The sequence below is a fragment of the Paenibacillus arenosi genome (assembly GCF_014841135.1).
Lineage (GTDB): Bacteria > Bacillota > Bacilli > Paenibacillales > Paenibacillaceae > Paenibacillus_B > Paenibacillus_B arenosi.
In genome coordinates this window covers 182,980-197,562 of record NZ_JACYTN010000002.1, presented here as the reverse complement: position 1 = coordinate 197,562, position 14,583 = coordinate 182,980, and the positions used below count along the sequence as shown (strand labels likewise).

Annotated in this window: 14 protein-coding genes; 11 read left to right on the top strand and 3 right to left on the bottom strand. The window is 42.5% G+C overall.

Translation table 11 applies throughout. The features are described from left to right. Positions 1-117 precede the first annotated feature (117 nt). From thiD to IFO66_RS03955, 3 genes are all read left to right on the top strand, one after another. On the top strand, positions 118-951 hold the full coding sequence (gene thiD / locus IFO66_RS03965) for a bifunctional hydroxymethylpyrimidine kinase/phosphomethylpyrimidine kinase (RefSeq protein ID WP_192024256.1): 834 nt from the start codon (positions 118-120) through the stop codon (positions 949-951). Further along, positions 930-1,589 carry a thiamine phosphate synthase gene (thiE, locus tag IFO66_RS03960; protein WP_337912565.1) on the top strand — a complete coding sequence of 220 codons (660 nt, stop codon included), beginning with the start codon at positions 930-932 and terminating at the stop codon, positions 1,587-1,589. The genes thiD and thiE overlap by 22 nt, the downstream gene beginning before the upstream one ends. 471 nt (positions 1,590-2,060) lie before the next feature. Next, positions 2,061-2,774, top strand: a complete 714-nt coding sequence (locus tag IFO66_RS03955; protein WP_192023890.1) for a polysaccharide deacetylase family protein — start codon at positions 2,061-2,063, stop codon at positions 2,772-2,774. A gap of 150 nt (positions 2,775-2,924) precedes the next feature. Here IFO66_RS03955 and IFO66_RS03950 read toward each other — a convergent pair whose 3' ends face one another. Further along, positions 2,925-3,611 (bottom strand): thiamine diphosphokinase, encoded by a 687-nt coding sequence (locus IFO66_RS03950; RefSeq protein ID WP_192023889.1) that lies wholly within the window; start codon positions 3,609-3,611, stop codon positions 2,925-2,927. A gap of 171 nt (positions 3,612-3,782) precedes the next feature. On the opposite strand from IFO66_RS03950, the gene IFO66_RS03945 reads away from it, so the two are divergent. Then, entirely contained in the window at positions 3,783-4,256 is a 474-nt protein-coding gene (locus tag IFO66_RS03945; RefSeq protein ID WP_192023888.1) for a low molecular weight protein-tyrosine-phosphatase, read from the top strand. A gap of 206 nt (positions 4,257-4,462) precedes the next feature. On the opposite strand, the gene IFO66_RS03940 is transcribed toward IFO66_RS03945, so the two are convergent. Next, a complete protein-coding gene (locus IFO66_RS03940; protein WP_192023887.1) occupies positions 4,463-5,197 on the bottom strand; it encodes an alpha/beta hydrolase in 735 nt (244 codons plus the stop codon). 326 nt (positions 5,198-5,523) lie between these two features. Between IFO66_RS03940 and pdhA the strand changes: the two genes are divergently transcribed. From pdhA to IFO66_RS03905, 7 genes are all read left to right on the top strand, one after another. Next, entirely contained in the window at positions 5,524-6,591 is a 1,068-nt protein-coding gene (gene pdhA / locus IFO66_RS03935) for a pyruvate dehydrogenase (acetyl-transferring) E1 component subunit alpha (protein ID WP_028593675.1), read from the top strand. Positions 6,592-6,680: 89 nt separating this feature from the next. After that, entirely contained in the window at positions 6,681-7,658 is a 978-nt protein-coding gene (locus IFO66_RS03930) for an alpha-ketoacid dehydrogenase subunit beta (protein ID WP_028593676.1), read from the top strand. A 41-nt stretch (positions 7,659-7,699) separates the two neighbouring features. Continuing rightward, positions 7,700-8,989 carry a 2-oxo acid dehydrogenase subunit E2 gene (locus tag IFO66_RS03925; protein WP_192023886.1) on the top strand — a complete coding sequence of 430 codons (1,290 nt, stop codon included), beginning with the start codon at positions 7,700-7,702 and terminating at the stop codon, positions 8,987-8,989. 3 nt (positions 8,990-8,992) lie between these two features. Beyond that, positions 8,993-10,402, top strand: a complete 1,410-nt coding sequence (gene lpdA / locus IFO66_RS03920; protein WP_192023885.1) for a dihydrolipoyl dehydrogenase — start codon at positions 8,993-8,995, stop codon at positions 10,400-10,402. Between the two features lie 299 nt (positions 10,403-10,701). Then, complete coding sequence (thyA, locus tag IFO66_RS03915) at positions 10,702-11,496, top strand: thymidylate synthase (protein WP_192023884.1); 795 nt, start codon at positions 10,702-10,704, stop codon at positions 11,494-11,496. A gap of 42 nt (positions 11,497-11,538) precedes the next feature. Then, complete coding sequence (locus IFO66_RS03910; protein WP_192023883.1) at positions 11,539-12,024, top strand: dihydrofolate reductase; 486 nt, start codon at positions 11,539-11,541, stop codon at positions 12,022-12,024. 214 nt (positions 12,025-12,238) lie between these two features. After that, positions 12,239-13,726, top strand: a complete 1,488-nt coding sequence (locus IFO66_RS03905) for a glutamate synthase subunit beta (RefSeq protein ID WP_192023882.1) — start codon at positions 12,239-12,241, stop codon at positions 13,724-13,726. Between the two features lie 120 nt (positions 13,727-13,846). On the opposite strand, the gene IFO66_RS03900 is transcribed toward IFO66_RS03905, so the two are convergent. Beyond that, on the bottom strand, positions 13,847-14,581 hold the full coding sequence (locus IFO66_RS03900; protein ID WP_192023881.1) for a class I SAM-dependent methyltransferase: 735 nt from the start codon (positions 14,579-14,581) through the stop codon (positions 13,847-13,849). Between the last annotated feature and the right edge of the window lie 2 nt (positions 14,582-14,583).

Here is a 14,583-nt window from a genome sequence, read left to right as displayed (position 1 = left end):
CTGAGCGGTGAAGCCTATTTCTCAGCATTGGAAAGTTCTGATAAAATACCATGGGAAAGGGAAGAGGGATCCTCTTTAGAGTCTGCAAGTGTCCATTCAACTGCTGAGTCATTAAGGGTGCCGGCTCGCGCCGCAACTATTGCAGGATCAGATAGCAGTGGTGGAGCGGGTATCCAAGCTGATATTAAAACATTTCAAGAGTGTGGAGTCTATGGTATGAGTGTAATAACAGCACTTACGGCTCAAAATACGCTTGGTGTACATGATGTTCACCGTATTCCTGCTGCACATATTGCAGCTCAATTTGACGCACTTGAACAAGATGTTCGTCCAGATGCGGTAAAGACAGGGATGCTTGCAGATGGCGGAACCATACACCTTGTATCTGAACGTTTGGCAAATTTTCATTGGCCTAATATTGTCGTTGACCCTGTTATGATTGCTAAAGGCGGGACGGTCCTCCTAGAAGAAAATGCGGTTGAACAGCTGCGAACACATTTGCTGCCGATTGCTACCGTTATAACACCTAATATCCCTGAGGCGGCTGCGCTAGCGTCGATAGTCATTCATAGCCGTAATAACCAATTGGAAGCAGCTAAGCGATTGCATGATCTAGGAGCACGAAATGTGCTTGTAAAAGGTGGACATGGACCAGATAAGGATTGTTCTGCTGATTTGCTTTATGACGGTGCTGAAGGCTGGTGGATTGAAGGGCCGCGACATCATACGATGAGAACCCATGGGACAGGGTGTACGTTATCTTCAGCGATAACGGCTTACTTGGCAAAGGGATATTCTGTGCTTGACTCGGTCATAAAAGCAAAGCAGTATATTCATATGGCGATCAAATATCCGATTGCTGTTGGAAATGGACATGGCCCAGTTAATCATTGGGCTACGCGTATGCTTGATAGAGGGGAAGATTCGTTGTGTCATTACATAAAAAATTGATGTTTATGTTTGTTGCAGGTTCCGTAAATTGTCCTCAAGGCATTGAAGAGACTTTGCTGAGTGCAATTAAAGGCGGTATTACCTCTTTTCAATGGAGAGAGAAGGTTGGTGAAACAAGTCTTAATGAAAATGAACGAATGGAACTCGGTACGCGACTCAGAGATTTATGCCGTCAACATGACGTATTGTTTATTGTAAACGATGATGTACAGCTGGCTGCACAGTTGGGGGCAGATGGCGTTCATCTAGGGCAAGAGGATATGTCATTAACGAAGGCGCGCAAACTTCTTCCTGCTGGGACGATTATTGGTCAATCCACCCATAACGTGGAAGAGGCTCTCGATGCAGAGTATGAAGGGGCAGACTATATTGGAGTGGGACCGATATTCTTTACCCAGACAAAGCAGGATTCTCATCCTGTTATTGGTCCGTCATTAATTATGGATATGCGTAGAGCTGGTGTCAAAGTTCCCATTGTTGCTATCGGGGGGATACATGCTGAGCGTGTTACTCCGGTCGTTAAAGCAGGAGCGGATGGTGTGGCAGTAATCTCTGCGATAGCATCTAGTGAGCTAGGTGCTGAGCAAGGGGCGATTCAGATATACAAACAATTAGCTCCTTGGTTCAAAATTGAATAAGTCAATGTACAAATAACATAACGATATCATTTTATATACTTTGTTCTCTAGCTCCTACAAGACGTAGGAGCTTTTTTATCAGTCTCTTTTTTAATTTCATTACCTCTTCTTCTGTATTCTTGTAATCACACATTGCAAGGGGAAAATAAGTGGTAATAACATTAGCATTAGCATATGGGTATAGGTATTATAAAAATTGCCTAAATACTACTCAATATAGTAAATAAAATGAGACTCTTTAACCTCAAATGTGATAATATAGGCACATACCAGAAATTTACTCCATGTAACATACTAGCCTCTTTAATTGAACGTCTACTGCTTAGAAAAGTTTATAACACAGTAACACTCGAAACTATTTGTGCACGTCAAAAAGTCCAACATCTTTTAATTTATCATATGTGAAATACGTTCAATTTCTCCTTAATATAACATGGGTAATTCCAATTCTACATGAGAAGGTGATTGTATATGGCAGCTGATATTGTTGACTTTCGAGAATTTTGTGAAAATCCTGAATTAGTAGACAATCTTGATCATCGGATTATAAGAGATGTCAGGCTACCTGATGAGAGTGAATTATACGTTTGTTTCACATTTGATGATGGTCCTACAGAATATACCCCCTTACTACTAGACTTATTTAAGCAATATGACGCAAAAGCAACCTTTTTTGTAGTTGGAGAATTTGTAGATGAATTTCCCGACATTACAAGGCGTATTGTGGAAGAAGGCCATGAGATTGGTAATCATACCTATTTCCATCCAAATTTATCTACAATAACTAATGATGAGGTCGATAAAGAAATAATAACTACAGAGGAAGCCATCATTACTCACGCAAAGACGCGGAGTCAACTGTTTAGAGCTCCTTACGGTGTGTTTCGTATGGAAACATTAGAGCGTGTTGAAGAAATGGGCTATCGATTAGCACTTTGGTCACGAGATATGTATGTAAGAGATTGGGAATATCCTGGAGCGGATGCTATCTTTGATAGAGTGTTAGAAAATATGAAGAACGGTTCTATTGTCTTGCTTCATGATGGAGGCGGGGAAAGAGAGCAAACCGTTGAGGCTGTCAAACGTCTTTTTCCTATTCTATTAAATGAAGGATACCAGTTCGTTACGGTTAGTGAATTGATTGAAATATCAGAACAAAAAAATGCAGGGAAAATGAAAATATAATTGTTATACGTATAAAGTAAGAAAGATGTACTTCTATTTGTTGTATAACTAAATAAATAGTATCTTCAAATGAGGTTCATCCAATCCTAGTTAAGCTCTTTGCTGTGGTCATCCGTGGCAAAGAGCTTTTTGATGACTAGGGAAAGTGTATTAATCTCGACTACAAATGACGAGGACCAGTCCGCTATTGATCTTTATGGTGCCATGCTCTTCCTTCCAACGATTGCTTACACCTAATGACTGTCCAATTGTCAGGGTTGCATCTGAAAGAGGATAAACAAAACCATCTAAATAGATACCAGTAACATCCATACTTAGTGGAATCAGTGACATATACGTATATCTGTCTTTGTCAATTTTTAAATAATCTCCGGTAAGTTGGATAGAATTGTGCTCATCGACAATTTTCATAGGTATGCCTGCTTCATAGGTTTGCCGGAGGAGATGAATGCCAGCAAGAGTATGATCTAGTCGTGTTCCTGTCGTGCCGTACATAGTAATCGAAGTTGCTCCATATTCAATTGCATAATGCAAGGCCAGCTCAGTATCGGTATAATCTTTGTCTACTTCGTCAAAGCCAACCATTCGTTCACTGTTTTCAGCAATAAACTGTTCTTCTTGCTCATCAACGGAATCGAAATCGCCTAGCGAAAGGGTAGGTTTAATGCCATGCTTTACGAGAAATAATGCACCACGATCAGCCCCTATAATGATATCTGCTGATTGGAGTTCATTTACGATCCATGCTGGCTGTTCACCGCCAGCGACGATTACAGCGTGCAGCTTTTGTGTTGTTTCATTATATATATGAGAAAGCTGCTGCTTCTGTTGTGACATTTTCTTTTCTCCTTCATCAATCCTCTAATATTCGGTACAGGTATGTATTTTCTATATCTAGTATATAGGATAATTATATTATGACCAAGTTACTAGCTGCAAAGTTGACAAATGTTGAAAAGCAGAAATGATGCGGCTACAATGGTAGCAAGAGAAGGAGGAAATAGGATTATGGTATCTGTGTTGTTTGTATGTTTGGGTAATATTTGTCGTTCGCCAATGGCGGAAGCGGTTATGCGGCAAAAAGTAACGGAGTTAGGGTTATCTAGCGTAATATCCATTGATAGTGCTGGTACTGGTGACTGGCATATTGGTCATCAACCGCATGAAGGTACTCGTCAGTTACTGGATAAGCGAAACATTTCTTATCAAGGTCAACAAGCTCGACAAATCGCAGCTGCAGATTTTAAGCAGTTTACGTATATCGTTTGTATGGATACAAGTAATGAGCGGAATGTAATTGCTTGGGAAGGGTCATCGACAGCTACAGGGCATGTGTTTACATTTATGACGCTGCTACCTGAGGAGCAAATTGCGGATGTTCCTGACCCATATTATACGGGTAACTTTGAGGAAGTCTATCGTTTAGTGGAAGCGGGTTGTGAGCGATTGCTTCAGCGAATTCGCGTAGAGCATTCCTTGTAATAGATGTAAAATAGATAGAAATACGATAGCCCTGTTAACTTCCTGCTGAAGTTAAGAAACTTCTAGAGAAGTAAACAGAAGAAAGAAGTGACATGCACGCTGCATGTCACTTCTTTCTTTATGTCGTAGCTAATAGCTAAAATCGTTATTCACAAACGAGCAACTACAGGAATCAGTCAGTCCTTCAACCATGCTGCTAGTAAAATTTAGACTTCAAAATAATATTTAAGAGCATCTGGGATATGTTTTTGCCAGAAGCCCCATAGATGCTGCCCGTCATGCTCTTCATAATGAACATGAGCTCCGCGCTCGGAAAGTAGCTGATTGGCGTCGCGGTTAATTTGCAAGAAATCAAATACACCACGGTCTGTTTCATACGCAGTCTCTTGCAACCCAACAATCATAAAGATACGAAGCCAACTGAAATCAGGTTGAGCGGCTAGAATCTGATAGGATGCAGAGTAGAATGCTCCCGATAAGGAGATGACTTGCTTGAACTTTTCAGGCTGCTTAAGAGCAAGGTGCAAGGACACTGTACCGCCTAATGAGTCTCCTGCTAAAACGATGTCATTCCAATCGGTACGTACAGGGTAAGTTGCTTCTACAAAAGGAACGACTTCTTCCACAAATGATCTTGTATACGTTTCAAACAATGTTCCATCTGGTGAATACTCTTCGGTGCGGACTTTTTTGTCGACATCAACGCCTGCAATGATAATAGGCTCAATTTCGCCATCAAGTATCAGTTTGTTAGCGATTGTAGCGATGCGACCAAAGTTGAAGAAGTCCTCGCCATCTTGGCAGTAAACGACAGGGTAGCTGAGAATCTCGTTGAAACCTGGAGGTAAATAGACTCGCAGCGAGCGAGTTCCTGTAGGCAATATAGATGAAGAAACATCATGCTTAACAATTGTACGTTTGAAGTATGCGGAATCTGACATTCGCAACACCACCTATGCAAAATTTTATCGAAATTGGTTAACACTAAGAACGAATCAACTGTCCACATTCATTAATCTTGAAAGTATAGAGCGTAATGGATCTAGAAGTTGAACACAATACATATCAAAATGTATGTGCTAAATATCACTGGAACTAGACTGATTTGTTTTATCCTGTTATAGTAGTTAAAAGAAACTGTTATAGCTACAAGAGAACAAAATATTCACTTTTTCCGCTATTTCTTTTGACCAATTGAGTAGAACAGGTGTATAATAATTCTATAACAGAGAAACAAAATCTTCAAACTTTTATTGAGGTGAAAATGATGAGCAAGTTCCCATTTGAAGTTCAGACGGAAGATGTACAAACACTATCTGTCTTGTCACCAGAAGGCGAAATCGTCAACCCGGACATGATGCCGGAATTGAGCGATGATCAATTGAAAGAAATTATGTACCGTATGGTATTTACACGCGCATGGGATGATCGTGCAATCAACCTTGGTCGTCAAGGTCGTCTTGGTTTCTACGCACCAGTATCTGGTCAAGAAGCTTCCATGGTAGGTAGTGTATACCCACTTAACAAAGAAGACTTCGTAGTACCTGCATACCGTGATATGCCACAGATCGTATGGCACGGCTTGCCACTATACCAAGCATTCTTGTACTCTCGTGGTCACCAACATGGTGGACAAATTCCAGAGGGTGTTAACGTATTGATGCCACAGATCATCATTGGTGCACAAATTTTGCATGCAATGGGTATCGCTAAAGGCTTCAAACTTAGAAAGCAACAAAATGTTGCAATTACTTACACAGGTGATGGCGGTTCCTCCGAGGGTGACTTCTACGAAGGCTTGAACTTCGCAGGTGCATACAACCTACCTGTTATTTTCTTTGTACAAAACAACGGTTATGCAATCACGACGCCATTCTCGAAGCAAACAGCAGCTAAGTCTATTGCTCACAAAGCAGTTGCAGCTGGTATTCACGGTATGCAAATCGATGGTATGGACGTATTGGCTGTTATTAAAGCAGTTCAAATGGCTGCTGAGCGTGGTCGCAACGGTGAAGGTGCAACTTTGATCGAGGCGTTGACATACCGTTACCGTCCACATTCCATGGCGGATGACACTTCTAAATACCGTACTAAAGATGAAGAAGCTGAATGGTCTGTTAAAGATCCTCTCGTTCGCTTTGGTAAATTCCTTGAGAGCAAAGGTCTTTGGACTGAAGAAGATACAGCTCGCGTAAAAGAAGAAGCAAAAGCGAAAGTAAACGAAGAAATCAAGCGTGCAGAGCAAACAGAGAAAATGACTGTTGTTGGCCTAATCGACACAATGTTCGAAGTAACGCCACACCACCTTGAAGAGCAAAAAGCAGACTTCCAATAAGATTTCATTTATATAGATGAAGTTCGAAATAATTCGATGAGCGGACAGGCAAAGATTACTTTGCGACGATGTAAGGAGGATACGAATCAATGGCACAAATGAATATGAAAGAAGCGATTCGCGACGCAATGCGCGTCGAGTTGAAACGAGATCCTAACGTCCTTGTTTTCGGTGAAGACGTAGGTCATGTTGGTGGCGTTTTCCGTGCGACAGAAGGATTGCAAAAAGAATTTGGTGAAGAGCGCGTATTCGATACGCCGCTTGCAGAGTCTGCAATCGGTGGTATGGCAGTAGGTCTTGGTGTAACTGGTTTCCGTCCAGTAGCTGAGATTCAATTCGTAGGTTTCATCTATGAAGCACTTGACCAAATGGTTGTTCAAGCAGCTCGTATGCGTTACCGTTCCGGTGGACGTTACAACTCGCCAATCGTATTCCGTACACCTTTCGGTGGTGGCGTTAAAGCGGCTGAGCTTCACACGGATTCCTTGGAAGGTTTGCTTATTCAATCTCCAGGTATCAAAGTTATCGTACCTTCCAACCCGTACGATGCAAAAGGTTTGCTAATCTCTGCAATCCGTGAAAACGATCCTGTATTCTTCATGGAGCATTTGAACTTGTACCATGCATTCCGTGACGAAGTACCTGAAGGTGAGTACACAGTTGAGATCGGTAAAGCCAAAGTAGTTCGCGAAGGTAAAGATGTAACAATCTTGGCTTACGGACTTATGGTTCACACAGCTATGAAAGCTGCTGCTGAGCTTGAAAAAGAAGGCGTACAAGCTGAGGTTATCGACCTTCGTACGTTGTTGCCGCTTGATATCGATACAATCGTTGAGTCTGTTAAGAAGACAAACCGTGCGATCGTTGTTCAAGAAGCTCAAAAAACATCCGGTGTTGCGGCAGAAGTTATTGCTCAAATCAACGAGAAAGCAATTCTTCACCTTGAAGCACCAGTACTTCGCGTTGCAGGTCCAGATACGGTTTACCCATTTGCTCAAATCGAAGATCAATGGTTGCCATCTCCTGCACGTATCGTAACTGCAGTTAACAAAGTATTGAATTTCTAATATAGATAGAACCGTTATAGAAGTGAAGGAGGTACCTACCTGTGGCAAAGTTTGAATATCGTTTCCCAGAGCTTGGTGAAGGACTACATGAAGGCGAAATTATCAAAATGCTTATCAAGCCAGGCGACAAAGTAACTGATGATGACATTATCATGGAAGTACAAAATGACAAGGCAATCGTAGAAGTTCCTTGTCCTGTGAACGGAACTGTACTTGAAGTTCTTGCAAAAGACGGCCAAGTAATGCACATGGGTGAAGTTGTAGCTATTATCGATGCGGAAGGCGACGTTCCTGAGCAAGCTGCTCCAGCAGAAGAAGCGAAGGAAGAAGCTCCGGCTCCAGCAGCAGCTGAAGCTCCTAAAGCAGAAGCAGCAGCGGCTCCAGCACCTGCAGCTCCTAACCGTGAAGTATTGGCAACTCCTAGCGTTCGTAAGTTCGCTCGTGAGCTTGGCATTAACATTGCTGACGTTCCTGGAACAGGTAATAACGGCAAGATCACTCGTGAAGACGTAGAAGCATTCTCCAAAGGTGGCGCTCCAGCAGCAGCTCCTAAGGTAGAAGCAGCTGAAACGACTGCAGCTCCAGCAGCGAAAGCTGACAAAGCAGCGGCACCAGCAGCTGATCGCTTACAAGAAGAAGAGCGCACTCCGTTCAAAGGTATCCGTAAAGCGATTTCCAACGCTATGGTTAAATCTGCTTACACGGCTCCACACGTTACAATTATGGACGAAGTTGACGTTACAGAACTTGTTGCATTCCGCAACCGCTTGAAGCCGGTTATGGAGCAAAAAGGCAAGAAAGTTACTTACTTGCCATTCATCGTGAAAGCATTGGTAGCAGCGGTACGTCAGTTCCCTGTTATGAACGCAATGATCGACGAAGAAGCACAAGAAATCGTGTACAAAAAGTACTACAACATCGGTATCGCAGCAGATACAGACAACGGCTTGATCGTTCCTGTTATTAAGGACGCAGATCGTCGTAGCATCTGGATGATTTCTGATGATATCCGTGACTTGGCAGCACGCGGTCGTGACGGCAAGCTTGCTCCTAACGAGTTGAGAGGTTCTACAATTACAATCACAAACATCGGTTCCGCAGGTGGTATGTTCTTCACTCCGATCATCAACTTCCCTGAAGTTGCGATCTTGGGTACAGGACGTATTTCTGAGAAGCCAGTTGTGAAGAACGGCGAGATTGTTGCAGCACCTGTTATGGCATTGTCCTTGAGCTTCGACCACCGTCTAATCGATGGCGCTACAGCTCAAAACTTTATGAACTATATCAAGCAGTTGTTGGCTAACCCAGAACTGCTGGTCATGGAGGTATAAGCAATGGTAGTAGGAGACGCGTCTTTAAACATTGATACACTAGTAATCGGGGCAGGTCCTGGTGGATACGTAGCAGCAATTCGTGCTGCTCAACTAGGACAAAGCGTATTGATCGTCGACAAGTCTGAGCTTGGCGGCGTGTGCTTGAACCGTGGTTGTATTCCTTCCAAGGCTCTTATTAGCGCAGCTCATCAGTACGAAGTAACACAACACGCTTCTGAAATTGGTATTACAGCGGAGAACGTCAAAGTTGACTTCTCCAAAGTTCAACAATTCAAAGGCGGCGTAGTTAAAAAACTTACAGGTGGCGTTGGTGCGCTTCTTAAAAAGAACAAAGTGCAAGTATTCAAAGGTGAAGCAATGTTCATCAACGAAAACGAAGCACGTGTTTTCAATGATCAAGAAGCACCTCGTTACATGTTCAAGAACTGTATCATCGCTACAGGTTCTCGCCCAATTGAATTGAAAGCATTCCCGTTCGGTGGACGCATCTTGTCTTCCACAGAAGCGTTGGAATTGCCTGAAATTCCTAAGAGCATGATCGTTATCGGTGGCGGATACATCGGTGCAGAGCTTGGCCAAATGTACTCCAAGTTCGGTACAAAAGTAACAATCATCGAAGGCGCTGACATGGTTCTTCCTGGATTTGACAAAGACATGACTACAATCGTGTCCAAAAACATGAAGAAAACAGGCGTTGAGATCTTTGCTGGTGCGCAAGCTGAAGGTGCTACGCAAACAGATAAAGATGTTACTGTTAAGTTCAATGTTGGCGGAGAGACGAAAGAAGTAACTGCAGAGTACTTGCTAGTTACAGTTGGTCGTCGTCCAAACACTGACGGTGAGCTTGGTCTTGATATGATCAATGTTAAAATGACAGATCGTGGAATTATTGAAGTTGACCACCAAGGTCGTACTAGCATTCCACACATCTTCGCTATCGGCGATATCGTTCCTGGTCTTGCATTGGCACACAAAGCTTCTTACGAAGGTAAAGTGGCTGCTGAAGCAATCGCAGGTATGCCTAGCGTTGTTGATTACAAAGCTATGCCAGCTGTTTGCTTCACGGATCCAGAGTGCGCAAGCGTAGGCTTGTCCGAATCCGAAGCAAAAGGTAAAGGCTTGAACGTTAAATCCGGTAAGTTCCCATATGCAGCTAACGGTCGTGCGTTGTCCCTTGGCGGAAGCGTTGATGGCTTCGTGAAAATCGTTGCTGATGCTGAGACAGGTATCGTTCTAGGTTCCCAAATCGTGGGTCCTGAAGCATCTAACTTGATCGCAGAATTGGGCTTGGCTGTTGAAATGGCAGCTACATTGGAAGACTTGGCATTGACTGTTCACGCTCATCCAACATTGGGTGAAATCGTAATGGAAGCTGCTGAGGTTGTATTGGGTCATCCGATCCATAGCTAAGGTAACTTTATTCTCTTATTAATTCTGTTTTATTTGTTACGGTTCTATATGGTTTATTTTTTCCCTGTTGTCTATTCGACGACAGGGACTTTTTTTGTGCTAGCGATATTGAATTAGTACGAGTAGGGGTTTGCTTTCTGGCTTAGGAACCAATGAATAAAACAGATTGATGATAGGAATCTTTATTAGCATTGAGAAAATTTTCGTATTGAAATGAAAGCCTTGTCAATGATGATTTTTTTTCATTGCAATGGTACACTGTTAAGATAGTTAGGGAAAGAACGGAGGAATTTATCAGCATGAGAAATTATTTAGACCTACTACAAGAAGTATTAGACAACGGTGTTAGGAAGGAAGATCGTACAGGTACAGGTACGGTATCCGTATTTGGGCGTCAACTTCGTTTTGACCTACAAGCAGGTTTTCCACTTGTAACAACGAAACGACTTCATTTAAAATCCATCATTCATGAGCTGCTTTGGTTTCTTAGTGGTGATACGAACATTAAGTATTTGCAAGAGAATGGGGTTCGAATTTGGAACGAATGGGCTGATGAGAACGGAGATCTTGGACCTGTATACGGTTCTCAATGGCGTAAGTGGGAAGCGGCAGACGGACGCGTTATCGATCAGATTACAAATGTGATCGAACAAATTAAGACGAATCCAGATTCTCGTCGTCTACTTGTCTCTGCTTGGAATGTAGGTGAGGTAGATAATATGAAACTTCCTCCGTGCCATTACGCATTTCAGTTCTATGTAGCAGATGGAAGGCTCAGCTGCATGCTAAATATGCGCTCTGTAGATACGTTTTTGGGACTTCCATTTAATATTGCGTGCTATTCTTTGTTAACGCATATGATTGCACAGCAGTGCGACTTGGAAGTGGGAGAGTTTGTTTGGTCTGGCGGAGATGTGCATATTTATTCGAATCATATGGAGCAAGTACACACCCAATTATCTCGAGAACCGCTTGCATTGCCAAAGTTAGTGATTAAGCGCAAACCTGAATCCATCTTTGACTACTGCTATGAGGATTTTGAATTCGAAGGGTATGAATATCATCCTGGTATTAAAGCTCCAGTTGCAATTTAATACTTGTGATGAATTTCTAGTAGTAGGGGGGACTACGCCGGAATGAGTATTCATATGATCTGGGCTATGGATCGTAATCAATTAATTGGTCGGAATAATGCGTTGCCGTGGCACTTGCCGAATGATATGCAGTATTTTCGTCGTGTAACGAGTGGAAAAACGGTTGTCATGGGGCGAAAAACCTATGATTCTATAGGGCGTCCGCTTCCAAAGCGGCGTAATCTTGTATTAACACGCAATCCACAATGGATGGCTGAAGGTGTTGAAACCATTACCGATCTCGGAATGGTGCTGGAACTTGCAGAGAAAGAAGAAATCATGATCATGGGCGGTGCAGAGATCTACCACCTCTTTATGCCGCATGCGGATCGATTATTAATTACCTTCATTGATGCAGAATTTGAAGGTACAGATTATTTCCCTGACTATGATCAGTCCGAGTGGGTGCTTGTTGAGGAAACAGAAGGAGCAATGGACGAGAAAAATCCAGTTCCTCATCGTTTCACCGTATACGAGCGTAACAAATAGTAGGGGCTTATTTTATATGCCCCTTTATTAGTGTAAAGCAGTGCAAACTAAACGATATTTTCTCTATATGGTTTTCTGTTTATTTACGCTAAACTTTACATAATTATTTGTCGGACAATGTATTTCCTTCTTGCTTGTGTTAGGGATTACGTATTATATTGATGTATAAAATTTCAATAAATAGATACGCAGACGAACGGATGGAGGAACTAGCATGTCAACACCTACAGGATTTATGGAGTACACACGACAGATTCCTGCTGATCGTGATCCACTAGAGAGAATTAAAGACTGGGAAGAATTCCATAAGCATATGTCTGAAGAGGAGCTCCGTACACAGGGGTCTCGTTGTATGGATTGCGGAACACCTTATTGCCATACTGGAATCGAGCTTACAGGCGGAACTTCAGGCTGCCCGGTCAACAATTTGATTCCTGAATGGAACAATTTAATTTACCGTGGACTATGGAGAGAGGCATTGGATCGCTTGCATAAGACAAATAACTTTCCTGAATTTACAGGGAGTGTATGTCCAGCACCATGCGAGGGTTCGTGCACCGTAGGATTGATTGGCAAGCCAGTTACGATTAAGACGATCGAGCAAGCGATTATCGATAAAGGCTTTAGCGAAGGCTGGGTTACTCCACAACCGCCAGAGAAGCGTACAGGCAAAAAGGTAGCTGTTGTTGGTTCTGGACCTGCTGGTCTAGCAGCTGCGGCACAGTTGAACAAAGCGGGTCATCTCGCAACGGTATATGAGCGTGCTGATCGGATCGGTGGATTGCTCACTTATGGTATTCCAACGATGAAGCTAAGTAAAGGTGTTGTTCAGCGTCGAGTTGACTTGTTGGCTGCTGAAGGTGTGCAGTTTATTACAAATACCGAAATCGGTAAAGATATTTCATCTGAACAACTTGTGAAAGATTATGATGCTGTTGTACTTTGCGGTGGAGCTACAAGACCGCGTCAGTTCAAGATCGAAGGCAGTGAACTAGTAGGGATCCATTATGCAATGGATTACCTGAACACAACGATCAAGAGCTTCTTGGACAGCAATTTAGAAGACGGTCAATACATTAATGCCAAAGATAAGCATGTAGTCGTAATCGGTGGTGGCGATACGGGTACGGACTGTGTAGCGACTGCACTCCGCCACGGTTGTGCAAGTGTTACACAGTTTGGTACACATGCCAAGGCTCCGCTAGAGCGCGATGAAGTGAATAATCCTTGGCCACAATTCCCGAACGTGTATACGCTTGATTATGCACAAGAAGAGGCAAAGGCTCTTTACGGACGTGATCCACGTGAATTCTCGATTATGACAACCAAGTTTATCGGTGATGAAAATGGTCGTGTCAATGCGCTTGAAACGGTTCAAATTGAACGTATTGTTGACGAGACAGGACGTAAAATTTATCAACCAATTCCGGGGACGGAACGCCAATTCAAGGCGGATCTTGTATTGATCGCTATCGGTTTCGATGGAGCAGAGCAGACAATTCCCGAGCAATTAAGTATAGAGACGGATCGTTGGTCGAATGTAAAAGCAAAATATGGCGTTTACAAAACAAATGTAGACAAAGTATTTACTGCTGGTGATATGCGTCGTGGACAAAGCCTAGTCGTATGGGCAATTAATGAAGGACGTGAAGCTGCGCGAGAGGTAGATAAATATTTGATGGGCTCATCAATGTTACCTTAATCAAAAGTTTGCACTTATTTCATTATACTAATAAGATATGTTGTTAATTTTAAATGTAAAATATAAAAAGCTGCGCACTAGTTTAACTAGTCGCAGCTTATTTAAGTGACATGATATTATTCAGGTTTTTGATACTCTTCCGATGCTGGCAAGCAAATAGCCTGGAAACCAACTTTGTTCCACGCTATCCAATTGCTCATACCATACTCTTAATTGCGTCTTAAGGACATTAGAATTAGGCACAAAATCAAGGAAGTCCAGACTATTTATAAAGCCAATGGAATGTTCATTCAGCAACGTAATATTACTGTCTTGAAATTCGTCCTGTAAAGACAAAACAGGCTCTTCTATACCATACATCCATGCACCAGATTGTTCTGCGTAATGTTTCCCTATGCGGTATGGCAGACTTTGTGCGTTAGGTGTGAAAATAATGACCATGCCATCAGGCTTCGTTATCCTTCGCATTTCCTTCAATATTTGCACTTTTTCCTCATAAGTGAAGTGCTCGAGCACGCCTGCATTCCAAACAACGTCATAGCTATTATTTTCAACAGGTGTATTCCTTATGTCCGTTAATATAAAATCAGCTTTGCATTGATGCTGTTCGAACGCAGCACGGCTGTTTTCTAATGCCATTTGGGAATAGTCTGCTAAAGTCACATTTGCTCCAAGTTGGGATAGACGGAGTGATATTTTTCCTGTTCCAGATCCTGCTTCGAACATGGAGCGTCCAGATATTGCTCCAATGGAGTGGGTAAGGGATTCTAGAATCGTTTGACTTAATGGGTCCCATTGATAGGACACTTCGTGCGACCATAATCGATCCCAAATTTCTTTTTGATCTTGTTTCATGT

Coding starts and splice junctions, on each gene's coding strand:
- IFO66_RS03900 (WP_192023881.1), bottom strand. CDS start 14,581: ATGAAACAAGATCAAAAAGAAATTTGGGATCGATTATGGTCGCACGAA.
- pdhA (WP_028593675.1), top strand. CDS start 5,524: ATGAGCAAGTTCCCATTTGAAGTTCAGACGGAAGATGTACAAACACTA.
- IFO66_RS03930 (WP_028593676.1), top strand. CDS start 6,681: ATGGCACAAATGAATATGAAAGAAGCGATTCGCGACGCAATGCGCGTC.
- IFO66_RS03940 (WP_192023887.1), bottom strand. CDS start 5,197: ATGTCAGATTCCGCATACTTCAAACGTACAATTGTTAAGCATGATGTT.
- lpdA (WP_192023885.1), top strand. CDS start 8,993: ATGGTAGTAGGAGACGCGTCTTTAAACATTGATACACTAGTAATCGGG.
- IFO66_RS03910 (WP_192023883.1), top strand. CDS start 11,539: ATGAGTATTCATATGATCTGGGCTATGGATCGTAATCAATTAATTGGT.
- thyA (WP_192023884.1), top strand. CDS start 10,702: ATGAGAAATTATTTAGACCTACTACAAGAAGTATTAGACAACGGTGTT.
- IFO66_RS03950 (WP_192023889.1), bottom strand. CDS start 3,611: ATGTCACAACAGAAGCAGCAGCTTTCTCATATATATAATGAAACAACA.
- IFO66_RS03905 (WP_192023882.1), top strand. CDS start 12,239: ATGTCAACACCTACAGGATTTATGGAGTACACACGACAGATTCCTGCT.
- IFO66_RS03955 (WP_192023890.1), top strand. CDS start 2,061: ATGGCAGCTGATATTGTTGACTTTCGAGAATTTTGTGAAAATCCTGAA.
- IFO66_RS03945 (WP_192023888.1), top strand. CDS start 3,783: ATGGTATCTGTGTTGTTTGTATGTTTGGGTAATATTTGTCGTTCGCCA.